The following is a 22,584-nucleotide window of genomic DNA, read 5'->3' as shown; positions in this document are numbered from 1 at the left end:
CCTTCACTTGCGAATGACGATGGCCGAGTTGTAGCCGCCGTTGCCCCGCGCGAGCACGAGCGCGGTCCGCAGCGGGACCGCCCGCGGCTCGCCGAGCACGAGGTCGATCCGGTACTCCGGCGGCACTTCCGCGGTGTGCGCGGTGGGCGGGACGACGCCGTCGCGCAGCGCCAGCAGGGCGCACGCCAGGTCGAGCGGGCCGCCGCCCGCGTAGAGCCTGCCGACCAGCGCCTTGGGTGCGCTGACCGGGACCGCTTGCGGGCCGAACACCTCGGTGATGGCGGCGGCCTCGGCCCGGTCGAGCTCGGGGGTCCCGGCGGCGTCGGCGAAGACCACGTCGACCTCGCCGGGTTCCAGGCCCGCGTCCGCCAGGGCTCGGCGGATGGCCCTCGTCAGGACCGGCGGCCGCCCGGACTCCGGCCTCGGGTCGAACGTCGCCGCGTGGCCGGCCAGACGCCCGTACACCCGGGGCGCCCCGCGTTCGCGGGCCGACCGCTCGTCCTCCAGGACCAGGTACGCCCCGCCCTCGCCCGGCACGTAGCCGGACGCCGCGGCGTCGAACGGCAGGAAGGCCCGGCGCGGGTCGGGCGTGGTGCTGATCCGGCCGGTGGCCAGGTGGGAGACCCAGCCCCACGGGTCGTAGGACGATTCGACGCCGCCCGTCACCGAAAGCCGCACGCCGTCGCGGACGACCCGTCGCGCGTGCGCCACCGCGTCCAGCCCGCCGGCCTGCTCGGCGACGACCACGCTGCCCGGGCCGCGCATCCCGTGCCGGATGGAGATCTGCCCGGTGTTGGCCGCGTTGAACCACGCGAAGGACTCGTACACGCTGACGTGCTCCGGCCCCTTGGTCCACAGCTTCTGGATCTCCCGGTGGGTGAACTCGAAGCCGCCCGTGGCGTTGGAGCTGATCACGCTCAGCTCCGTGTCCACAAAGGACTTCGGGTCCGCCTCGGCGTCGGCCAGCGCCTGATCCGCCGCGACCAGGGCCAGCCGGGTGACCCGGTCGGTCTGCGGCAGCAGCCGGCTGGACAGGAACTGCTCGGGCTTGAAGCCCCGGACCTGCCCGGCGAGCCGGGACGGGTAGCGCGTCGCGTCGAACCGCTCCAGCTCGGCGATGCCGCTGCGCTGCTCCAGCGTCGCCGACCAGAACTCCGCCGCGCTCATCCCGTTGGGCGCCACCACGCCCAGTCCGGTGAAAACCGCTGTCATGACTGGACTCCTCGCCACTTCCGCAGCACCATCGCGCTCTGGTAGCCGCCGAAGCCGCTGCCCACCGTGAGCGCGGCGCCGACCTCGTGGTCCCGGGCGACCAGCGGCACGTAGTCGAGGTCGCACTCCGGGTCCTTCTCGTGCAGGTTCGCCGTCGGCGGCACCACACCGTGCTCGATCGCCAATGCGCAGGCCGCGATCTCGATCGAGCCGATCGCGCCCAGCGAGTGCCCGATCATCGACTTGATGGAGCTGACCGGGGTCCGGTAGGCGTGCTCGCCGAGCGCGCGCTTGAAGGCCGCCGTCTCGTGCCGGTCGTTCTGCTTGGTGCCCGAGCCGTGCGCGTTGACGTAGTCGATGTCCGTGGTCGGCATCCGCGCCTCGTCCAGCGCCGCGCCGATCGCCTCGGCCATCTCCCGGCCGTCCACCCGCAGCCCGGTCATGTGGTAGGCGTTGCAGCGCGTCGCGTAACCGCCGATCTCGGCGTAGATCCGCGCGCCGCGCTTGCGCGCGTGCTCGTACTCCTCGACGACGAACATGGCGGCGCCTTCGGCGAGCACGAACCCGTTGCGGGTGCGGTCGAACGGCCGCGCCGCGTGCTCCGGATCGTCGTTGCGCGGCGTCGTCGCCTTGATCGCGTCGAAGCACGCCGCGGCCAGCGGGGACACCGCGGCCTCGGTCGCCCCGGTCAGCATCACGTCCGCGCTGCCCTCGGCGATGAGCTGGTGGGCGTAGCCGACCGCGTCGATGCCCGACGTGCAGCCGGTGGACAGCAACCCGACCGAGCCCTCCGCCCCGACCTCCCAGGCGAGCTCGGTCGCGATGGTCGTCGGCGTGAGGTGGTTGAACAGGTGCGGCGACGCGTATTCGTGGTCCACCAACCAGTTCCGCCCGGTGTCGGAGAGCACCAGGTACTCCTGCTCCAGGCTGGTGGCCGCGCCGACCGCGCTGCCGACGCTCACCCCGAGGCCACCCGGATCCACCGCGCCGAGCTCCAGCCCGCTGTCGTCGACGGCCTCGCGCGCGCACACGATCGCGAACTGGGTGACCCGGTCCATCCGGCGCAGCTGCCGATGGGTCAGGCCGTGCTCGGCCGGGTCGAAGTCGCATTCTCCCGCGACCTGGGAGCGGAAGGAACTCGCGTCGAATGCGGTGATCCGCCGGGTCGCGGTGCGGCCGGCGGTGAGCAGGTCCCAGAACTCCTTGGTGTTGCCCCCGCCCGGGGCCACCACCCCGATCCCGGTGATCACCGCGCGTCGTTCGCCTCGTGCGCTCATGCCGACTTGGCAACCAGATCGAGCAGTAGCCGGGGCGTCTCGACGACCGCGATCTCCTCGTCGGAGATCTCGATGCCGAACTCCTGCTTGATCCGGCTCGCGGTCTCCATCAGCGCCAGCGAGTCGTAGCCGAGATCGGCGAACGGCGTGTCACGAATCTCGCCGTGCAGATTGACGTTCTCGTCCGCACCGGCGCATTCCGTGAGAATTCTCCGGAGATCGTCGATGGTCATGTGGCTCAGCCCTCCAGTTCCGTGCGCTGTGCACGATCGACTTTGCTTTCCCGTGCTACAGACCCGCTCGAGCTCCGGTGGTGCTCCGGCGCTTTCCATTGCGGCGCCTCGACGATCTCCAAGACCGCTGCGGACCACGTGAACCCGCCGCCGACGCCGAGCAGCGCCACCAACTGCCCCGGCCGCGCCCGGCCGCTCTCCACCAGGTGCGCGATGCCGGCGAACTGGTCGCCCGCACCGAGGTGCCCCACGCCGCGGCTCCACGACCACAGCGACCGGTCCGGGTCGATGCCGAAGCGGCGGAAGTAGTTGACGTCCAGCCGCCGCCGCCCGAAGTGCGGGAGCACGAACCAGTCGATGTCGGCCAGCGCCGCCCCGGCCTCGTCGAGCGCGCGCCGCACCGATTCGGTGTGCCGCTCGGCCATCAGCACGACCGACCGCTGCCCGGCCGGGCTGCGCAGGAACGCCCGCGTGGTCTCGTCGATGCTGATCGGGGTTCGGGCCGACAGCGGCGCCGGGCCGAACGGGTCGTCGCCGCGGTGCATCCGCTCCAGTTCCGGTTCTCCCACCGACACCAGCGAACGCAGCCGGGCGAAACCGGAATCCCGTGCCAGCACCGCCGCGGTCGCGCCGTCGGCGAACACGGTGCCCGGGTCCGATCGCCATCGGTCGATGCCCGGCGCGCAGAACCGGTCGGCCGTGGTCAGCAGCGCCGCGCGGCCGCCCGTCGCGGTGAGGTGCGCGGCGGCGAGTTCGAGCGAGGCCATGCCGCCGTTGGAGGTCTGCCGCAGCTCGATCGCCGGGCACCGGTTGCCGACCGCCCTGTGCTGCACGTAGGACGCGGGCGCCCACATGTCGTGGCCCTGGTGGTATGAGCACGCGTGCAGGACCAGCGCGATCTCGTCGGGAGCGCAACCGGAGCGCGCCAATGCTTCCGCTGCGGCGGCCACCGCCATGTCCGGCGGGGATTCCTCGGCCACGGTGACCCCGGTCACCTGCGCCCGCCGCACCGCCTCGGCCTCCACCAGCCCGCGCGAAACCGCCTCCGCCGCGGGCATCGCGGGCGGCAGCCAGCTCGCGCAGGCGCGCAAATAGATGTCGTCCCAACGCATCCGCGAAGCCTGACCGCACGCTGTGGAACCCGGCTGGAGCCCCGCTCTAGCAGATCTCGAACAGCGCGCGCCAGCCTCGCCCAGGCAAGCGGAGCCCACATTGGAGGATCGTGGTGAGCGAGGAACGAGTCGCGCTGGTGACCGGATCGTCGTCCGGCATTGGCGCCGAGGTGGCCAGGAGGCTCGCGGCCGACGGCATGCGGGTCGTGATCAACTCGGCGCGGTCGGTCGAGGCCGGCGAGGAACTGGCCGCCGCCCTGCCCGGCGCGGTGTACCTGCGCGCCGACATCGCGCAGCAGGACGAGGCCCGGCAGCTGGTGGACGCGACCGTCGAGCGCTTCGGCCGGCTGGACGTCCTGGTCAACAACGCCGGGACGTCGCGCCCGATCCCGCACCACGACCTGGATGCCGCGGATCTCGCGGTGTGGCAGGAGATCTTCGGCGTCAACGTGTTCGGCACCTGGCAGACCACGGTCGCCGCGATGCCGGCGCTGCGGGACAGCGGCGGCGGTGTGGTCGTCAACATCTCCTCGATCGCGGGCAGCCGCCCCGCGGGCAGCTCGATCCCCTACGCGGTCAGCAAGGCCGCGATCGAGCACATGACCCGGCTGCTGGCCAAGGCGGTCGGCCCGGACGTCCGGGTCAACGCCGTCGCCCCCGGGCTGATCGAGACGCCGTGGATCCAGGGCAAGGACTTCTTCAAGCCCATCTTCGAACAGGTCCGGGACACCACGCCGCTGCGCCGCGTCGGCTGGCCCGACGACGTCGCCGAAGCCGTGCACTCCCTCATCAACTCGACCTACACCACCGGCCAGGTGCTGCTCGTCGACGGCGGCGCGCACCTGCTCTGAACCACCGACGACGGAAGGGGAAAGCCATGCGCCTCGGCGCGAATCTCGTCTACCAGGGTGCCGGAGAACTGGCGCGGGAAGCCGAACGGCTCGGCTACGACCTCGTGCTCGCCGCCGAGGGCTACCGGGCCGACGCGCCCAGCGTGCTCGGGCTGGTCGCCGGCCAGACCGAACGCATCGGCCTGGCCTCCGGGATCATGCAGATCCCGGCCCGGCCGCCGGGCACCGCCGCGCTCACCGCGGCCACGCTCGACTCGCTCAGCGGCGGCCGGTTCCGGGTCGGCCTCGGCGTGTCCAACCCGCACGTCTCGGACGGCTGGTACGGGGTCCGGTTCGACAACCCGCTCGCCCGCACCCGCGAGTACGTGGAGATCGTGCGCCAGGCCATGCAGGGCGGGCCGGTGCGCTACGCGGGCGAGCACTTCGCGCTTCCCGCGTGGGGCAAGGAAGACGCGCCGCTGCACCTGTTCACCGAACGGCCGAGCACCCAGATCCCGCTGTACCTGGCCGGGGTCGGCCCGAAGAGCCTGCAGCTGGCCGGGGAGCTCGCCGACGGCTGGCTGAGCGGGTTCACCACGCCGGAGCACGTCGCGAAGTCGATCGACGAGATCCGCATCGGCCGCGACCGGGCGGGGCTGGACTTGGCCGGCTTCGAGGTCGTGCCGTTCGTCGCGATGCAGGTGGCCGAGGACGGCGCCGACATCGCGTCGGCGGCCGACGCGCTGCGCGGGCACTACCTGTTCCTGCTCGGCGTCGGCGACCCGGCGGACAACTTCTACTGCGGGCTCGCGCGGACCATGGGGTTCGAGCAGGAGATCGCCGAGTTCCGGGAGCGCCTGATGAGCGGCGACCGGCGGGGCGCCGCGGCGGCGATCCCGCTGGAGTTCATCGACCGCACCGCGCTGATCGGCCCGCTCGGGCGCATCGCCGAGCGGATGCAGGCCTTCGCCGAAGCCGGCGTGACGGTGCTCAGCATCATGGTGTCGGCCAACGACACCACGCTCGACGGACGGCTGCACATCCTCCGGAAGGCCGCGGAGGCGCTCGAAATGTCCGGTGTGACCGGATGATTCGACGGCACCTTGAGGTCAGCTCAAGCGGGCTGCGGAAGTCTCGGTGACCATGACCGACACCGAGATCTCCGTCAACCACGTCGAGCACGAGACTCCGCTCGACGCGCCGCCTGCCCGGGTGTACGACCTGATCGCGGACGTGACGCGCTGGCCGCTGATGTTCGCGCCCTGCGTGCACGCCGAGGTCCTCGACCACGGACCCGACTTCGACCGCATCCGGCTGTGGGCCCGGACCGGGGACTCGGTGCGCAGCTGGACCTCCCGCCGCCGGCTGGATGCAGCCGCGCCGCGGATCGACTTCGAGCAGGAGAACAGCAAGCCGCCGCTGGCGTCGATGGGCGGCAGCTGGCGGGTGGACGACGGCCGGCTGGTGCTCGCCCACCACTGGTCGCTCAGCGATCCCACGCCGGAAGCCGAGCGCTGGGCCGCCGATGCGCTGGACCAGAACAGCAACGCCGAGACCGCCGCGGTGCGGACTTGGGCGGAGTACGGCACGGACTTCGACGGCCTGGTGTTCGCGTTCAGCGACGAGGTCGCCATCCCCGCGTCGGCTTCGGCGGTCTACGACTTCCTGCACCGGTCGGACCTGTGGCCGAGCCGGCTGCCGCACGTCACCGAGCTCGACCTGGAGACCGTCGAGGCCTCCGAGCTCACCGGCGGCGCGGAAGTGCAGACGATGACGATGACCACCAAGGGCCACGACGGCAGCACCCACACCACGCGCTCGATCCGGCTGTGCTTCCCGCACGAACGCATCCTGTACAAGCAGACCGCCGTGCCGCGCCCGCTGCAGGCGCACTGCGGGGAGTGGCTGATCAGCCCGATCGAGAGCGGTGTCCGCGTGGTGGCCCGCCACCAGGTCGCGCTCGCCCCGGACGAGATCGAGGACTACTTCGGCGCGGGCACCACGATCCTGCAGGCCCGCACGAAGGTGCGTGAGCTGCTGCGTCGCAACAGCCTGACGACGCTGGAGCGGGCCCGGGAGTCCCTCGCCTGATTTCGCGGCGAATAGAGGTTTTCACACACTTCAGGAGTAGGAAAATGACCGCTGAATCACCGCCGGTGCGGCAGCTGCCGTCGCTGACCGGATATCGCGCGATCCTCTTCATCGCCGTGTTCCTGACGCACGCGTTGGGGGCGGGGTACTTCTTCGCCGACCAGTCGATCAACGAGCTGGGCACCATCCTCCCCTACGGCACGGCGGCGCTGGCGACGTTCTTCGTGCTCAGCGGTTTCGTGCTGACCTGGGGCGAGCCGTGGCGCACGTCGATCGGCCGGTTCTGGCGCCGACGCGTGGTGAAGATCTACCCGGGGCACATCATCATCTGGGCCGCCACGCTCCTGATGCTGGCGGTGATCGGGCCGATGTCGATGATGGGCACGCTGGAGGGCGTGGGGCCGGGGCCGATCCTGGCGAACCTCTTCCTGGTGCAGACCTGGATCCCGGACGAGCAGTACCTGTTCAGCGTGTACGGGGTGAACTGGTCGGTCTCGTGCGAGATCCTGTTCTACCTGGCGCTGCCGCTGCTGATCCGGCCGATCCTGCGGATCCGGGACGACCGGCTGTGGGGGTGGTTCGCCGGCACCGCGGCCCTGATCGTCGCGATCCCCACGGTGACGCACTTCTTCGTCGGCGGGGAGCTGTGGGGCGGGGGCGAGATGTCCTTCGCGCAGGTGTACCTGACGAACTTCTTCCCGCTGAGCCGGATGACGGAGTTCCTGCTCGGGGTGTTCCTGGCCCGCATCGTGCAGACCGGGAGGTGGCCGCGGCTGAACTCGTGGTGGGTGGCGCTGATCTCGATCCCGCTGTGCGCGGTGATGTACGTGCTGCCGCCGACGTACCGGATCAGCGGCATCCTGACGATCGGGATCTGCCTGTTCGTGCCGGTGATCGCGATGCGGGACCTGCAGGGCAAGCCGTGCTGGCTGAACAACAAGCCGATGGTGCTGCTCGGCAACGCGTCTTATGCCGCGTACCTGGTGCACTTCCCGGCACTCGGCCTGACCCGCTACCTGGTGGGTGAGAACGAGATGTTCGACGTCGGCACCGGCCTGCTGATCGTGCTCGCGCTGTTCGTCGTCACGCAGCTGCTCGGCATCCTGATGTTCCAGTACGTCGAACGCCCGCTGATGCGGCGCTTCGGGTCGCCGCGCAAGCCCGGGCAGGTCCCGCCGCAGAACTCGAAGATCCAGGAGCCAGCGTGACAACGCCCCAGGACGAGCCGATGAAGTACCCGTTCGAAGACGATCACCGCCTGACGGTCCCGGCCGAGTTCGCCGAACTGCGGGCCAAGTGCCCGGTGCAGCGCATCACGCTGCCCTACGGCGGTGACGGCTGGCTGATGACCAAGCACGCGGACGTCAAGACCGTCCTTGGTGACCCGCGGTTCTCCCGCGCGGCCACCGTGGACGCCGACATTCCCCGCACCACGCCGTGGAAGACCGAGGGCGGCGGCGATCTGCTGGCGATGGATCCGCCCGAGCACGCCCGGCTCAGGAGGCTGGTCGCGGCGGCGTTCTCCCGCAAGAACGTGGAACGCTGGCGCCCCCGCACGGAGCAGATCGTCGACGGCCTGATCGACGACGTGCGCGCGGCCGAGGCGCCGGCCGACCTGGTCGAGCTGTTCTCGATGCCGTTGCCGATCACGGTGATCTGCGAACTGCTCGGGGTTCCGGTGGCCGACCGGCACTTCTTCCAGCGCTTCTCCGAGCTGGTGTTCGGCGGTGCCGGTGTGTCGGCCGAGGACGTCGAGAACGCCTCCACCAGCCTGGCGACCTACCTCGCGGAGCACGTCGCCAGGCACCGGGCCGAACCCCAGGACGACCTGCTCTCCCAGCTGATCACCGCGCGGGACGAGGACGAGGACCGGCTCACCGAGGAGGAGCTGGTCACCCTGGGCGTGACGATCCTGGTGGCCGGGCACGAGACCACCGCCAACGAGATCGCCAACATCGTCCACACCTTGCTGGTCAACGACCTGTGGGCCGGGCTGGTGGCTCACCCGGAACGCGTCGACACCGCCCTGGACGAGCTGCTGCGGTTCGTGCCGCTCGGCGGCAGCGAGGCGATGCCCCGGGTCGCGACCGAGGACATCGAGGTCGGTGGCACCCTGATCCGCAAGGGCGACACCTGCTTTCCCGCGATGATCTCGGCCAACTTCGACGAGGACGTCTTCTCCTTTCCTGACGTCCTCGATCTGGATCGGCCTCACAACCCCCATCTGGCCTTCGGTTTCGGGCCGCACTACTGCCTCGGCGCTCAGCTCGCTCGGATGGAGCTCCGTGTTGCTCTCACGGCTCTCCTTCGCGCGTTTCCCGCTTTGCGCCTTGCTTTGCCTGAATCCGAGGTTCCTTGGCGCGGTAAGGACACTCTGATCCGGGGGCCTCGGGAGCTTCTCGTCTCCTGGTGACCTGTTCTTGGTTCCTCTCTTGAGTTTTCAAGGTGCTGGGACACGTGCGGTTGTTTAGGTCCTCGCAGGCGGCACGGTCGGGTCGTGCGCCTGCGAGTCGGCATCAGGGGGTGCCCTCCGGAACACGTGGTGTTGGGATCAGGTCTCGGAGGTTCTCCTGGTACGCAGCAGGCAGGGCTTTGCCTCCTGGTCTGGGGGTTCTGGTTCTGTCCACGCTTGTTGGCGGGATGAATATCGGCCTGCCGTCTTGCATTTCGATCCTCCAGTGCTGGTTGTGGATCGCCCTGTGGTGGTGGGCGCAGGTCATGACCATGTTGTTGACCTCGGTGGGGCCACCGTCCACCCAGTGCACGATGTGGTGCGCTTGGGGCGTTCCCGGCGGCCTGTCGCAGCCCGGGAAGGCGCACGCGCCGTCTTGGTGCAGCAGGGCCGCTCGGATGTGAGTCGGCGCCGTTCGCTGGGACATTCCCACGTCCAGCGGGAGGCTGTCTCCGCCGAGCACGGTGGGCAGCACCTCGCAGTCGCAGGCGATACGGCGGATGTTCTCCACGGTGATGGACTGCTCGGTGACTCCCAGCGTGCCCGGCATTCCTTCGTCGGCCGCCTGCAGCAGGGTGCGCTTGAGGTTGTCGAAGTCGATCGTGACGTTCAGGTGGGGCCGCTGGCCTCCAGTGCGGGGCATCTGGTCGGAGTCGAGCACGATGTCGACCATCGCCGCGAATCCGTCCGCGTTTCGCTGCCCCGCCGTGCGCGGGTCCTTCTCCCCGTCCACCTCCGGACTAGGCGCGGAGAGCGGGCGGATCGCCTCGACGAACTTCGCCCCCGTTTCCCTGTCCAGACGCGCCTTGATCACCAGCATTCCGTCGCGGGCCGTGGCGTAGTGCAGTTCCCGCGCCTCGTGCTGAGCTTCTTCGTCTCGGTGAGCACCGTCGTGGTCGAGCAGGTAGCGGATGCGGTCGGCGAGCTTCGCCAGGTCGCGCGGGCACATTCGCGTGGCGTGGTCGGCAAGGATCGCCTCGACCTTCGCCAGGTCGTGATCACGAGAGCTTTCGAGCAGGTTTTGTTTGCACTTCGAGATGACCTTGGCATGCTCCAGGCCGATGGCTCCCTCGGCGAGAGCCGCCGCAGTGGCGGGCAGATCCGGCAGCTGCGGCCCACCCTCCGAGTCCGCTTCCTGCACGTCGCCCGCCACCCTGATCCGGGTCTTGGCGTCGTGGGAATCGACGTTGAGCAGGCTTTGCAACCACACACTCATAGACCGAGCGCCCTGCTCGACGAACAAGCGACGACGCTCCGCCTCGGCGATCAACCGCAGCTGCTCCATCCGTGCCGCGCGAATCTCCTGCTCGATTTCGGCAATGCCGCCAACAAGTTCGGCATCGCTGTACGACTCCGCCGAACGCACCACCACGGACCCGCCGGCCACAGCTGCTGACACGGCCGGAGCACCGGCGCCAGCCGAGCTCGCGGCCGCGTCGGCACTGAGGCCGAGGGCCAAACCAGAGGTGTGCAGAAGCGGTGTCATGCTTCAAGTATTCCAAGCATCGAACGCATTTTCGAGCAAATATAGGTCGCTAGATCAGGTGATCATCACGACGAAAACCCTCTACACACAAGGATTTTTCAGAACCCACAAGCCAACCCGATCCCCCAAGCCAACCCAACGACACGAACGACCACACGCCGCCAGGCGACTCCTATCAAGGCCGCAGAATCAGTCCCATACGAAGAACAGGCTGCCCGCAACGCCACCAAGCCCACGACCAAAGCCCCCGGAAGCACCGAACAAGCCGCCACACAACCAGAAACGGAACCAGCCACCCCAAGTTCCGCCGCCCAGAACCGTGACGTACGTCCATCCCACACCGGGCCATCCCCGCGATATGAAGCCGAACGGGGCTGTGGGCCGGAGGTCAAGCCGTTCACCCCCGAAGGGGCGGCCGCGAGGCCGGGCTTGACCTCCGGACCACAGCCCCCACAATCCACCGAACCGCGGGGATGGCTCCACCCAAAACCAAACCAGAAAAAGCCCCAACCCCGCCCACCACGAAAGCAAGAACCCCGACGAAGCCCTCAAAGGAGCCCCGCCGGGGCGAGAAGCCAAGAGATCAGTAGTTCCCCAACCCCCCGCAAACGTTCAAAGCCTGAGCGGTAACGGAGTTGGCCCCGGGCCCAACGAGGTACTCGACCATGGCGGCGACCTCCTCGGGAACGACGTACCGGCCGATCGGCACCCGCGCGTTGACCCGCTCGCGAACCTCCTCGACGGACACGTCCCACATCCCGGAGTAGACCTCGCGAACCCGCTCGGCCATCGGCGTCTCGACGAAGCCCGGGCAGACGGCGTTCACGGTGACGCCGGTCTTGGCCAGTTCCAGGCCGAGCGCCTTGCTGAAGCCCACCACGCCGTGCTTGGACGCCGAGTACGGTGCCCCGTGGATCACGCCCTGCTTGCCGCCGGTGGAGGCGATGTTGATGATGCGCCCCCAGCCCTTCTCCAGAATGCCGCCGTTGTTCAGGACCTCCTTGGTCATCAGGAAGACGCTGTTGAGGTTCGTGTTGATCACGTCGAACCACAGCTCGTCCGGCACGTCCTTGGTGACACCGCCGCCGGAGCGGCCCGCGTTGTTGACCAGGATGTCGACCGGGCCGAACCGTTCGGCGCCTGCCTTCACGAAGGCCCTGATGTCCTCCTGCGACGTGACGTCGCAGGTCTGCCCGTCCACCTCGAAGCCCTCGTCCTGGAAGGACTTGACGGTGCTCGCGAGCGTGTCCGCGTTGCGCGCGCAGATGTAGACGCGCCGGCCGCTGCTCGCCAGCCGCCTGGTGATCTCCAGTCCGATCCCGCTGGTGGCGCCCGTCACGAGCGCCACCTGGTCGACCTCAGCCATGTTCCCTCCGCTGTCCGTCCACTTCAGACCGGTCGGTTCCGGTCGGTTCGCCTGTCAGACCGCCGCTACTCGGTCGAGCATCGCTCGCGGGGTTTCGAGGCCGCCCAGTTCGTCGTCCGGGATCACCACTCCGAACTCGCGCCCGATGACCGCGGCGGTCTCCATCAGGGCCAGCGAGTCGTAGCCGAGGTCGGCGAAGGTCAGATCCAGGATGTCGCCGCCCAGGTCGACGTCTTCGGCCGCACCGGCGCAGCCGGCCAGGATCCGGCGAAGGTCGTCGAGCGTTATCGGGTTGCTCATCGTGCTTCTCCCTCTCAGTGCGCCGCGGCGCGAACGACGATCGCCGCGTTGTAACCCCATTTACCCCTGGCCAGCACGAGCGCGTTGGTCACCGGCTGGTAGCGCGGTCGCCCGCAGACCAGGTCGATCTCGCAGTCCGCCGGAACCCCGTCGACACCCGCCGTGGCCGGGATGACCCCGTCCCGCACGGACAGCAGCGCCGCGACCACGTCCAGCGGCCCGCCGCCGGCGAACAGCCGCCCGGTCAGCACCTTCGGCGCGGTCACCGCCACTCCGCCCGGCCCGAACACGCCGGCGATCGCCTCGGCTTCCTGCCGGTCCAGTTCGGGCACGCCGACCGCGTCGGCGAAGACCACGTCGATCTCCCCGGGTTCGAGCCCGGCGTCGGCCAGGGCCAGCTCGGCGGCGCGGCGCAGCCCCGGCGGGCGCGGCGATCCGGGCGGCGGGTCGAAGGTGGACGCGTACCCGGCGATCTCGCCGTACGCCCCGGCCGCTCCCCGCTCCCGCGCCGCGTCGGCGTCCTCCAGGACCAGGATCGCCCCGCCCTCGCCAGGCAGGTAGCCGGTCGCGTCCGCGGCGAAGGGCCGGTAGGCGGTCGGGCTCACCCGGCCGCTGGACAGGTGGGACACCCAGCCCCACGGGTCGAAGGCCGAGTCCACTCCCCCGGTCACCACCAGCCGGGTGCCGCCGCGGATGGTGCGGCGGGCGTGGCCGATCGCGTCCAGTCCGCCGGCCTGCTCGGCCACCAGCGCCTTGCTGGGGCCGCGCATGCCGTGCCGGATGGAGATCTGGCCGGTGTTCACCGCGTAGAACCAGGCGAACGATTCGTAGACGCTCACGTACTGCGGCCCCTGGGCCCACAGCTTGCGGAATTCCTTGTGGGTGAACTCGAATCCGCCCAGTGCGTTCGAGGTCACCACGCCCATGTCGAAGTCGGTCAGCGCGGCCGGGTCGGCGGCGGCGTCGGTCAGCGCCCAGTCCGCGGCGGCCAGCGCCATCTGCGTGGAGATGTCGGTCTGCGGCAGCAGCCGGGCGGGCAGGTGCTCCTTGGCCGTGAAGTCCTCCACCTGGCCGGCCAGCCGCGCCGGGTACCGGGCGGCGTCGAAGCGGGTGATCTCAGCGATCCCGCTGACCCCGTCCACCGTGGCCTTCCAGAACTCCTCGACGCCGAGCCCGTTGGGCGCCACCACCCCGAGACCCGTCACCACCGCCGCGGTCATCGCGCTCCTCCCGGCCGCTTGAGCACCATCGCGCTCTGGAATCCGCCGAACCCGCTGCCGACGCTCAGCACCGCGTCCACCCGCTGCTCGCGGGCGGTCAGCGGCACGTAGTCGAGGTCGCACTCCGGGTCCTTCTCGTGCAGGTTCGCCGTCGGCGGCACCACACCGCGCTCGATCGCCAGCGCACACGCCGCGATCTCGATCGAACCGATCGCGCCCAGCGAGTGCCCGACCATCGACTTGATCGAGCTGACCGCCGTCCGGTAGGCGTGCTCGCCCAGCGAGTCCTTGAAGGCCGCCGTCTCGTGCCAGTCGTTCTGCTTGGTGCCCGAACCGTGCGCGTTGACGTAGTCCACGGCGTCGGGGTTCAGCCGCGACTGGTCGAGCGCGTCGCGGATCGCGTCGGCCATCTCTCGGCCGTCCTTCTTCAGCCCGGTCATGTGGTAGGCGTTGGCGCGGTTGGCATATCCGCTTACCTCGGCGTAGATGTGGGCGCCCCGGGCGCGCGCCCGCTCGTAGCTCTCCAGCACGAACATCGCGGCGCCTTCGGCGAGCACGAAACCGTTGCGGGTCAGGTCGAACGGGCGCGAGGCGTGCTCCGGGTCGTCGTTGCGCGGCGAGGTCGCCTTGATCGCGTCGAAGCAGGCCACCACGATCGGCGTGACCGGGGCGTCGGTGGCCCCGGTGACCATGACGTCGACGGTGCCCTCGCGGATGAGCTGGACGGCGTTGCCGACCGCGTCCAGGCCGGAGGTGCAGCCGTTGGACACCATCGTCACCGGCCCCTCGGCGCCGACCGTCCACGCGATCTCCGCGGGCATCACGCCCGGCGTCAGGTAGTCGAACATGTGCGGCGACAGGTACCGGTGGTCCACCTCCCAGTCGCGGCCGGAGTCGGAGAGCACGCGGTACTCGTTCTCCAGGCTGGTGGAGGCGGCGATCGCGCTGCCGAGGCTCACGCCCACCCGGTGCGGGTCGAGCCCGGGCACGTCCAGCCCGCTGTCCGAGATCGCGTCCCGCGCGCACACCGCGGCGAGCTGCGTGGCCCGGTCCATCCGCCGGATCTGCTGCGCGCTCAAGCCCTCGGCTTCGGCGTCGAAGTCGCATTCGCCTGCGATCTGCGAGCGGAACGGCGCGGGGTCGAAGAAGCTGATGCGGCGGGTCGCGGTGCGCCCCGAGGTCAGCAGGCCCCAGAACCCCTCGGTGCCCGCGCCACCGGGCGCGCGCACCCCCATCCCGGTTATCACCACACGACGGGACATCGGATATCCGTTCCTCCCTTGACGCAGCGCCTTCGCGGCCCACGTTGCCAACGCGCGCTCGAGGAGCGCTCAACACCGGCTAATGAGGCGGTTCGAGCTGCTGTGGGGGATCGTGGTTCTTGAAGCGGCGCAGCCGCTTAGCCCACCCTCGCAACTCGCACCGCCGCGGGTTCTCAGAACGTCGCCTGGCGAGGACAGCCCCGATGCCGCGGGTCATACGTAGGTCGGGGCTCCCACAGTCCAGGCGGCGTCTGAGGTTCCGCCACCCGCACCGCCACGCAAAACGAGTTTGGAACACCGCTCTTGCTCTCCACAGTCGATCCAGCGTTTCTCTAGGCGTGGTAACCACTCTCGGCGCGGTGAAGCTCCTCTTCCTCACCGGCGGCAGCCCCGCGACGGTATTCGCCTTGTCCCCGTTGGCAACCGCGGCCCGGTTGGCCGGTCACACGGTCATCGTGGCCTCGCCCGAGGACATGACCTCGTTCGTCGCGGCGGCGGGCCTGCCAGCGGTTCCGGTCACCGACCGGAAGATGCTGGAGTTCATGTTCACCGACCGCGACGGCGGCAAGCTCCCGTTGCCCGAGGACCCGGACGAGCGGCTCTTCTTCAACGGGCGCGGTTTCGGCCGGTTGGCGGCCGCGAGCCTGCCCGCGCTCCGCGAACTCGTCGCGGACTGGCGCCCGGACCTGATCGTCGGCGGCTCGCTCTGCTACGCGGCGGGACTGCTCGCCGCACAGCTCGGAGTGCCGTTCGTGCGGCACACGTGGGATCTCGGCGAGCCGCCGGGGATCGATGCCGGGGCGGCCGCGGAACTCGCCGCGGAGCTGTCCGGGCTGGGGCTGACCGAGTTGCCGGAAGCCGACCTGTGGGTGGACATCTGCCCGCCCAGCCTGCGCGCGCCCGGGCTTGGTGAGCGCCAGGACATGCGCTTCGTGCCGTACAACCAGCAGCGCGCGCTGCAGCCGTGGATGTACCGCCGCGGCGACCGGCCGCGCGTGTGCGTGACCGCGGGCAGCCGTGTTGCCCACGATGCCGACCTGAAGTTCCTGCGCGAGCTCGTCGGGAGCCTCGGCGCGCTCGACGTCGAGATCGCCATCGCCGCGCCGGAGGCGGTCGCCGACGAGCTGCGCGCCGGCGAGCACGTGCGGGTCGGGTGGTTCCCGCTGGACACCCTGCTCAGCACGTGCGATCTGATCCTGCACCACGGCGGCGGGCAGACCTCGCTCAACGCGCTGCACGCCGGGGTTCCGCAGCTGCTGATCCCGAACATCCCCAAGATGGTTCCGCCGTGCGCCCGCATGTCGGATCGCGGGGCCGCGATCACGTTGCTGGGCGACGACCAGGCCCCGGAGCGGCTCGGCGCCGCGGCGGCGGAGATCCTGGCCACGCCGTCCTTCCGGGAACGGGCGGGGTCGGTGCGCGACGAGATCGCCGCGCAACCGCCCCCGGCCGAAGTGGTCGCGGTACTGGAAAAGCTCTGAAAGCACTACGTGGCGGCGGCGATTTCGCGAGGAATCAACCCACTCCGAGGCTCAGCCTGCCGCCAGTGCGGCCGCGGTCCGCTCGATCGCGGCCGCCAGCGGGGTCTGGCACTGCCATCCGGTCGCCGCCGCGAACGCCGACGGGTCGACGTCGACGCTGCGGAAGTCGGTGCCGTCCGCGTGCGACGGCGGGGGCACCGAGACCACCGGCACCGGATCGGTGCCCGTGTGCCTGGCGACGGCCCCGGCGATCAGCCGGAAGACGTCGCCGAGCGGTTCGGATTTGCCCGTGCCGATCAGGTAGTGCCCTCCGGCCAGCGCGTCGGCGTGGTCCATGGCGGCGGCGAAGGCGCGGGCCGCGTCGGCGACGTTCAGCAGGTCGCGCCGGATGGTTCCGTCGTGCCACATCGTCAGCGGCTCACCGGCCAGCGCCCGGCGGATCATGGTGGACACCACTCCCCGGTCGTCCGCGGTCGCCGCGGGCGGCCCGAACACCGGGGGCAGCCGCAGGCTGATGCCGCGCAGCCGCCCCGCCGCCGTGGCCTCCTTGAGGATCCGCTCCGCGGTGAGCTTCTGCCGGTCGTACGTCCCTTCGGGACGGTCCTCCTCGGTGCCGTCCAGGCGGCCTTCGACGTGCTTGCCGACCTGGGTGTTGCTGCCCGGGAAGACCACGACCGGCGCGGGATCGCCGTGCAGGACTTCGGCGAGTTCCCGGATCACGCCGACGTTGGTGCGTTCGGCCACCACGTCGTCCTCGGCGATCCGCCAGCCCGATGCCCCGCGGATCTGCGCGGCGAAGGGGAACACCGCAGCGGCGCCCTCGACCACCTCGGCGAGCACTCCCGGTTCGGTCAGATCCGCTTGGCAGGACTCGAAATCCGCCGTGCAACCGGCCGGCGCGGCGACCTCGCGGCGGGCCACAGCCCGCAGCCGCACCGGCCGCTCGGCCAACGCCGCCGTCACGGCCGAGCCGAGGAAGCCCGACGCGCCCAGCACGACGACGAGCGGCTTGTCGGGTTCAGGCATCGGTGTTCTCCATCGCGAGCTCGGCCGCCCGGCAGGCGGCGTAGTCCGGGAGCAGCCCGTCGGCCGCCGCGGCGGCCAGCGTGGGCGCGTTGCGGTCCCGTTCGGACATCACCAGGTCGAGGCCGTCCGGGATGGCCAGCCCCAGTTGCGGGTCCAGCGGGTGCACGGCGCGTTCCTTCTCCGCGACGTACCCCGCCGACAGCAGGTACACCATCACCGTGTCGTCCTCCAGCGCGACGAACAGGTGCCCCACCCCGATCGGCAGGTACAGCGCGGTGAACTCGGTCGCGGACAGCTCCACGGCCTCCGCGCGCCCGAAGGTGGGCGAGCCGACCCGGACGTCGACGACGAAGTCCAGCGCCCGCCCACCGGCGCAGTACACGTACTTGGCCATCGACCCGGGCAGTGCGGTGAAGTGCACTCCGCGCACCACGCCGCGCCGGGAGCGGCTGCTGCTGGCCTGCGCGACCGGGAACAGCGGCCGGCCCAGCGCCTCCCCGAACGCCTGCTCCTGGAACGGCGAGGAGAACGCGCCCCGGTCGTCGCCGAAGACCTGCGGGGTGAACTCGTACGCGCCGCTGATGCCGAGCTCGCGCACCTTCATGCCCGGCCGCCTTCCGCGGTGCCCGCGAAGATGCCGGGGGCGACGAGGTCGTGCTTGACGTACTCGGGCGTCAGCCCGGCCCGGCGGAACGCGGTTTCGTAGGTCGCCCGGTCGAACAGGCTCATCACGTGCGTGTCGGTGAAGTGCTCGATGCCGGTGTCCGGTGCGGCGACGGTGTAGTGCACCTCCATTCGGCTCGAGCCGCCCTGGCGCACCGTGTGAGAGACCCGGGCGATGGTGCGTCCGTCCACTGTGACCACGTCCGCGCCGACCCAGCCGGGGAGGAAGTTCTCCGGGAACCACCAGGGTTCCAGCAGCAGCACGCCGCCGGGCGCCAGGTGATCGGCCAGGTTCTGCACCGCGCGGTCCAGGTCGGCGGCGGTGGGCAGGTAGCCGGCGGAGCTGAACATGCAGGTCACCGCGTCGAACCGGCGGTCGAGCCGGAAGTCCCGCATGTCGCCCTGGTGCAGCTGGAGCTCCGGGTTGTGCCGCTCGGCCACGGCGAGCATCTCCGGGGCGAGGTCGACGCCGACCACCTCGCCGAACGAGCCGGCGAGCTCCCGCAGGTGCGCGCCGGTGCCGCAGGCGACGTCCAGCAGCGACGCCGCGCCCGGGGCGCGCTCCCGCACCAGGTCGCGCACCAGCGCGGCCTCGGCCCGGTAGTCCTTGCCGCGACCGTGGTAGAAGTCGTGGTAGATGTCGGCGCGCTGGTAGATTCCGGTGTCGGTTGCCATCTCGGGCCCTTTCCTCACAGTTCGCGCAGCACTTCGCGCAGCGCGCTGATCACCTTGTCCTGCAAGCCTTCCGGCATGGCCGGGTACATCGGCAGCGAGAAGATCTGCTCGGCGAGCGCCTCGGTGACGGGCAGCGAGCCCTTGGCGACGCCGAGGTGCACGAATCCGGTCATGGTGTGCACCGGCCACGGGTAGCTGATGTTCAGCGAGATGTCGTGCCGGTCCTTGAGCCGCTGGATGATCTCGTCGCGCCGCGGGTGGCGGACCACGTAGACGTAGTAGACGTGCTCGTTGCCCTCCGTCACCGAAGGCAGCTGCAGGCCGTCGGGCCCGCAGAGGTCGCCGAGCTCCTCGGCGTAGCGGCGGGCGATCCGGCGGCGCCCCTCGACGTAGTCGTCCAGGCGGGTCAGCTTGCGGCGGAGGATCTCGGCCTGCACCTCGTCGAGCCGGCTGTTGTGCCCGGGTGTGGCCACGACGTAGTAGGTCTGTTCCATGCCGTAGTAGCGCAGCCTGCGCAGCGCGCGGTCGACCTCGGCATTGGCGGTGATGACCGCGCCGCCGTCGCCGTAGGCGCCCAGCACCTTGGTCGGGTAGAAGGAGAAGGCCGCGGCGTCGCTCATCGTGCCCGCGAGCTCGCCGTTGTGCCGCGCGCCGTGCGCCTGCGCGCAGTCCTCCACGATCTTCAGGCCGTGCTCGTCGGCGAGGCGCCGCAGCGGCGCCATGTCCACGCACTGCCCGTACAGGTGCACCGGCAGGATCGCCTTGGTGCGCGGGGTGATGGCCGCCTCGACCAGGGCGGTGTCCATCAGGTAGTCCTCGGCGCGCACGTCGACGAACACCGGTGTCGCGCCGACCTCGTCGATGGCCACGACCGTGGGCGCGGCGGTGTTGGAGACCGTGATCACCTCGTCGCCGCGGCCGACGCCCACCGCCTCCAGCGCGAGCTTCACCGCGTTGGTGCCGTTGTCGACGCCGACGCAGTGCTCTACGCCGTGGTAGGCGGCGTACTCGGCCTCGAAGCCGCGAACGCTTTCGCCGAGCACGAGGCGACCGCTGGCGAACACCTTCTGCACCGCGTCCAGGATGTCGGCTCGTTCCGCCTCGTACTCGGGCAGGTAGTCCCAGACATAGGTGGTCATCGGTCGTCCTCCTGGTAGAAGCGGAAAAACGTCAGCAGGCTCCGGGCCTCCACGTTGAGGTGGTTGCCGTAGCGCACGAACTCGGTGAGCTGGCGCAGCGTGATCCACGTGTAGTTCGCCGGCACCTCCAGCGGGAAGTCGTCGTCGACCTCCACGAGCAGGTAGCGGTTCTGCGCGTGGTAGAAGCGCCCGCCCTCCTCGGAGTGGATGCTGTCCCAGCGGATCTGCTCGGGTCGCGCGCCGAGGACCTCGTCGAGGAACAGCGGCTTGCGGTCGGCGGGCACGAACCGGTAGTTCTCCGGCTGGCACTGCACCGTCGGGGCCATTTCGACGCCGTCGAACGCGCCGGTCTCGGTCCGCGCCTGCACCAGCAGGTGCAGCACGCCGCCGATGCGCCTGGTGAGGAAGGCGATCACGCCGCGGCTGCGCGGCTCGAACATCGGCTGCTGCCAGCCGGTCACCTCGCGGTTGCTGGCGCGCACGTCCACGCCGACGACCGCGAAGTGCTGGTCCCGGTCGTGGCAGATCGTCCCGTCCCGCCACGACCAGCCATCCACTTTGGACAGCGGGATGAGCTGCCGGGCGAGCGTGCAGCGGCCCTTCGCCTCGGTGAACCAGCTGAGCAGCTCCACCGTGGCGTGCAGCGAGGCGCCGTCCCGGTCCCAGGAACGGGTCAGCGCGCCGTGGAAGGTGCCGGCGGCCGGATCGGCGCCGCGGGCGCGCCGCACCACCGCGCCGGAGAGCACGGTGCGGGTGTCCATGTTGATCAGGTCCGGCACCCGCAGCAGCTCGGCGATCTGCGCGAAGCTCAGCCAGCAGAAGTCGTCCAGCACCGGGACGTCGTCCTCGACCTGCACGATCATGTTCCGGTTGCGCTTGGCGAGGAACCAGGACGCCTGCTCCGACTGCAGCACGTCGGACACGATCCGGCCGGGGCGCGGCGCGGTGAAGTACTCCAGGTACGGCACCGCCTTGCCGCCGTGCACGCCGGTGAAGTTGCTCCGCGTGGCCTGCACGGTCGGCGAGAGCTGGAAGCCGTTGATGTTGCCCGGCTCCATCTTGATCTGCAGCAGGCAGTGCGCGACGCCGCCGAACTCCTTGACCAGGATGCCGAGCACGCCCTGCTCCGCCTGCACGATGATCGGCTGGCGCCAGGCCTCGACCTCGCGGCCGGACCGGCTCACGTCCAGCCCTTCGATGGTGAAGAACTTCCCGGTGCGGTGCACGATGTTCCCGGAGTCCGGATCGGTGTGCCAGCCGTCGAGCCCGTCCAGCGGCACCTTCGTCGCCCGGTAGTCCTGCGCGCGGCACCGGTCCTGGAACCAGGCGTGGAATTCGGCCGTGTCAGCGAACATTCGGCCACCACCCGCGCGGGGACGCGGCGTATCCTCCGCGAAACAAGGGTTTTCCGCAGAATCGCATGCCGAGGAGACTGCCAGACGACCGGCCCGTTGGTTAACCCTCTTGCGCCACATAACTTTTCGTCGCGAGCGCGGCAGTACCCAGATTTGAGCGAGTCCCGAGTCGAAACCGGATCATCGCAGCATGGGCAAGATCGGGCATGGGGGTATCGCGCAGTGAACGAATTCCCGCGGGGAGGGGTGGCCACCCATCCCTTCGCCGAGGTGAACCTGGCCTTCCGGGCCAATTTCGCCACCGGCGCGGAAGTGGGCGCCGCGGTGTGCGTGTACCACCGCGGTCGTCCGGTGGTGGACCTGTGGGGCGGGTACGCCGATGCGGACCGCGGCGATCCGTGGCGGGCGGACACCTTGGGCGTGCTCGCCTCGCCGACGAAGTCGTTGGTCACGGGCGCGGCGCTGCTGCTGGTCGACCGCGGGCTGCTCGACCTGGACGCCCCGGTCGCCGAGCACTGGCCGGAGTTCGCCGCCAACGGCAAGGGCGGGATCACGCTGCGCATGGTGCTCAGCCAGCGTTCCGGCGTCGTGTGCCTGGACCACGACCCGATCACCAACGACAAGCTGCGGGCGCACGAGCCGATCGTGGCGGCGCTGGAGTCCGCCCGGCCGGAGTGGGAACCTGACACCGCGCACGGGTACCACGCCACCACCTACGGGCACCTGATCAGCGAACTGGTCCGGCGCCGCACCGGGCTGACCGTCGGGCAGTTCTTCGCCAAGGAGATCGCCAACCCGCTCGGGCTGGACTGCTACATCGGCCTGCCCAACCCGGACACGGCGCACCTGGCGACCATGATCGAGTGCAAGGCCGAGGAGCTGATGGCCGGCGCCGATCCGGGCGAGATCGAGGAGCTGCGCGACGCGGCCACGCTGACCTACCGCGCGACGATGGCCAGCATGTCGCAGGATCCCGCCGACCCGACGGTGGAGGAACCGTCCTACGGCGGACTGGCCAGCGCGCAGTCGCTGGCCAGGTACTTCGCCTCGTTCATCGGGGAGGTCGACTGCTTCCGGCTGACCAGCCCGCAGATCACCGAGCAGATGCGCGAGGTGCACTCCACCGGCGACTGCCTCGTCATGCTCTCGCCGTGCACCTGGGGCCTGGGCGTGCAGGTGGCCGACAGCCCGGTGTTCCCGGCGTCGGCGGGTCTGGGCACCGCGTTCGGCTTCAGCGGCGCGAACGGCGTGTTCGCGTTCGCCGATCCGGCGAACGACCTCGCGTTCGCCTACATCCCGAACGCCGGTTCCGAGGTGATGGGCAGCATGGACGCGCGGATTCGCCGGCTCATCGAGGCCACCTACCGCAGCATCCAGAAGGTCCGCTGAGCGATCCTCCCGGAA

At 70.3% G+C, this 22,584-nt stretch carries 21 protein-coding genes; 7 read left to right on the top strand and 14 right to left on the bottom strand.

Translation table 11 applies throughout. The features are described from left to right. Nucleotides 1-3 precede the first annotated feature (3 nt). From AB0H93_RS11135 to AB0H93_RS11120, 4 genes are read right to left on the bottom strand one after another with little or no spacing between them, the layout of a single operon-like run. Nucleotides 4-1,212 (bottom strand): ketosynthase chain-length factor, encoded by a 1,209-nt coding sequence (locus AB0H93_RS11135; RefSeq protein WP_358570904.1) that lies wholly within the window; start codon nt 1,210-1,212, stop codon nt 4-6. After that, on the bottom strand, nt 1,209-2,489 hold the full coding sequence (locus tag AB0H93_RS11130; RefSeq protein ID WP_358570901.1) for a beta-ketoacyl-[acyl-carrier-protein] synthase family protein: 1,281 nt from the start codon (nt 2,487-2,489) through the stop codon (nt 1,209-1,211). The genes AB0H93_RS11135 and AB0H93_RS11130 overlap by 4 nt, the downstream gene beginning before the upstream one ends. After that, nucleotides 2,486-2,722 carry an acyl carrier protein gene (locus AB0H93_RS11125; protein ID WP_358570898.1) on the bottom strand — a complete coding sequence of 79 codons (237 nt, stop codon included), beginning with the start codon at nt 2,720-2,722 and terminating at the stop codon, nt 2,486-2,488. The genes AB0H93_RS11130 and AB0H93_RS11125 overlap by 4 nt, the downstream gene beginning before the upstream one ends. A 5-nt stretch (nt 2,723-2,727) precedes the next feature. Then, nucleotides 2,728-3,834 (bottom strand): ketoacyl-ACP synthase III family protein, encoded by a 1,107-nt coding sequence (locus tag AB0H93_RS11120; protein WP_358570895.1) that lies wholly within the window; start codon nt 3,832-3,834, stop codon nt 2,728-2,730. A 113-nt stretch (nt 3,835-3,947) separates the two neighbouring features. Here AB0H93_RS11120 and AB0H93_RS11115 point away from each other — a divergent pair, with 113 nt between their 5' ends. The 5 genes from AB0H93_RS11115 to AB0H93_RS11095 are packed head-to-tail and all read left to right on the top strand — an operon-like array spanning nt 3,948 to nt 9,168. Beyond that, complete coding sequence (locus AB0H93_RS11115) at nt 3,948-4,685, top strand: SDR family oxidoreductase (RefSeq protein WP_358570892.1); 738 nt, start codon at nt 3,948-3,950, stop codon at nt 4,683-4,685. Between the two features lie 26 nt (nt 4,686-4,711). Further along, a complete protein-coding gene (locus tag AB0H93_RS11110; protein ID WP_358570889.1) occupies nt 4,712-5,755 on the top strand; it encodes an LLM class flavin-dependent oxidoreductase in 1,044 nt (347 codons plus the stop codon). 52 nt (nt 5,756-5,807) lie between these two features. Continuing rightward, nucleotides 5,808-6,755, top strand: coding sequence for an aromatase/cyclase (locus AB0H93_RS11105; RefSeq protein ID WP_358571443.1), 948 nt, complete (start codon nt 5,808-5,810; stop codon nt 6,753-6,755). Nucleotides 6,756-6,799: 44 nt separating this feature from the next. After that, nucleotides 6,800-7,963 carry an acyltransferase gene (locus tag AB0H93_RS11100; protein WP_358570886.1) on the top strand — a complete coding sequence of 388 codons (1,164 nt, stop codon included), beginning with the start codon at nt 6,800-6,802 and terminating at the stop codon, nt 7,961-7,963. Continuing rightward, complete coding sequence (locus AB0H93_RS11095) at nt 7,960-9,168, top strand: cytochrome P450 (RefSeq protein WP_358570883.1); 1,209 nt, start codon at nt 7,960-7,962, stop codon at nt 9,166-9,168. The genes AB0H93_RS11100 and AB0H93_RS11095 overlap by 4 nt, the downstream gene beginning before the upstream one ends. A gap of 103 nt (nt 9,169-9,271) precedes the next feature. Here AB0H93_RS11095 and AB0H93_RS11090 read toward each other — a convergent pair whose 3' ends face one another. The 5 genes from AB0H93_RS11090 to AB0H93_RS11070 form a co-directional block, all read right to left on the bottom strand. Next, the gene (locus AB0H93_RS11090) at nt 9,272-10,606 is read right to left on the bottom strand and encodes a DUF222 domain-containing protein (RefSeq protein WP_358570880.1); all 1,335 of its coding nucleotides are present in this window, start codon (nt 10,604-10,606) and stop codon (nt 9,272-9,274) included. Between the two features lie 670 nt (nt 10,607-11,276). Further along, nucleotides 11,277-12,059, bottom strand: coding sequence for an SDR family NAD(P)-dependent oxidoreductase (locus AB0H93_RS11085; RefSeq protein ID WP_358570877.1), 783 nt, complete (start codon nt 12,057-12,059; stop codon nt 11,277-11,279). 54 nt (nt 12,060-12,113) lie between these two features. Then, entirely contained in the window at nt 12,114-12,359 is a 246-nt protein-coding gene (locus AB0H93_RS11080; RefSeq protein WP_358570874.1) for an acyl carrier protein, read from the bottom strand. 14 nt (nt 12,360-12,373) lie between these two features. Beyond that, nucleotides 12,374-13,579, bottom strand: a complete 1,206-nt coding sequence (locus AB0H93_RS11075; RefSeq protein ID WP_358570871.1) for a ketosynthase chain-length factor — start codon at nt 13,577-13,579, stop codon at nt 12,374-12,376. Then, on the bottom strand, nt 13,576-14,841 hold the full coding sequence (locus tag AB0H93_RS11070; protein ID WP_358570868.1) for a beta-ketoacyl-[acyl-carrier-protein] synthase family protein: 1,266 nt from the start codon (nt 14,839-14,841) through the stop codon (nt 13,576-13,578). Before AB0H93_RS11070 ends, AB0H93_RS11075 begins: the two co-directional genes overlap by 4 nt. A 359-nt stretch (nt 14,842-15,200) precedes the next feature. On the opposite strand from AB0H93_RS11070, the gene AB0H93_RS11065 reads away from it, so the two are divergent. Further along, nucleotides 15,201-16,322: a nucleotide disphospho-sugar-binding domain-containing protein gene (locus AB0H93_RS11065; protein WP_358570865.1), complete on the top strand. Its 1,122-nt coding sequence runs from the start codon at nt 15,201-15,203 to the stop codon at nt 16,320-16,322. 51 nt (nt 16,323-16,373) lie between these two features. Here the strand turns inward: AB0H93_RS11065 and AB0H93_RS11060 are convergent, their stop codons facing one another. From AB0H93_RS11060 to AB0H93_RS11040, 5 genes are read right to left on the bottom strand one after another with little or no spacing between them, the layout of a single operon-like run. Next, nucleotides 16,374-17,348: an NAD-dependent epimerase/dehydratase family protein gene (locus AB0H93_RS11060; RefSeq protein ID WP_358570864.1), complete on the bottom strand. Its 975-nt coding sequence runs from the start codon at nt 17,346-17,348 to the stop codon at nt 16,374-16,376. After that, nucleotides 17,341-17,952, bottom strand: coding sequence for a dTDP-4-dehydrorhamnose 3,5-epimerase family protein (locus tag AB0H93_RS11055; protein ID WP_358570862.1), 612 nt, complete (start codon nt 17,950-17,952; stop codon nt 17,341-17,343). The genes AB0H93_RS11060 and AB0H93_RS11055 overlap by 8 nt, the downstream gene beginning before the upstream one ends. Continuing rightward, the gene (locus AB0H93_RS11050) at nt 17,949-18,686 is read right to left on the bottom strand and encodes a class I SAM-dependent methyltransferase (RefSeq protein ID WP_358570859.1); all 738 of its coding nucleotides are present in this window, start codon (nt 18,684-18,686) and stop codon (nt 17,949-17,951) included. Before AB0H93_RS11050 ends, AB0H93_RS11055 begins: the two co-directional genes overlap by 4 nt. A gap of 14 nt (nt 18,687-18,700) precedes the next feature. Next, nucleotides 18,701-19,825, bottom strand: coding sequence for a DegT/DnrJ/EryC1/StrS family aminotransferase (locus AB0H93_RS11045; RefSeq protein ID WP_358570856.1), 1,125 nt, complete (start codon nt 19,823-19,825; stop codon nt 18,701-18,703). Further along, complete coding sequence (locus AB0H93_RS11040; protein ID WP_358570853.1) at nt 19,822-21,180, bottom strand: NDP-hexose 2,3-dehydratase family protein; 1,359 nt, start codon at nt 21,178-21,180, stop codon at nt 19,822-19,824. Before AB0H93_RS11040 ends, AB0H93_RS11045 begins: the two co-directional genes overlap by 4 nt. Nucleotides 21,181-21,426: 246 nt before the next feature. Here AB0H93_RS11040 and AB0H93_RS11035 point away from each other — a divergent pair, with 246 nt between their 5' ends. Then, nucleotides 21,427-22,569, top strand: a complete 1,143-nt coding sequence (locus tag AB0H93_RS11035) for a serine hydrolase domain-containing protein (RefSeq protein WP_358570850.1) — start codon at nt 21,427-21,429, stop codon at nt 22,567-22,569. Nucleotides 22,570-22,584: the final 15 nt, after the last annotated feature.

This window comes from Saccharopolyspora sp. NPDC050642 (assembly GCF_040654735.1).
Taxonomy (GTDB): Bacteria; Actinomycetota; Actinomycetes; order Mycobacteriales; family Pseudonocardiaceae; genus Saccharopolyspora; species Saccharopolyspora elongata.
Note: the sequence above shows the minus strand (reverse complement) of the source record. Positions and strands in the feature narration are given on the sequence as shown.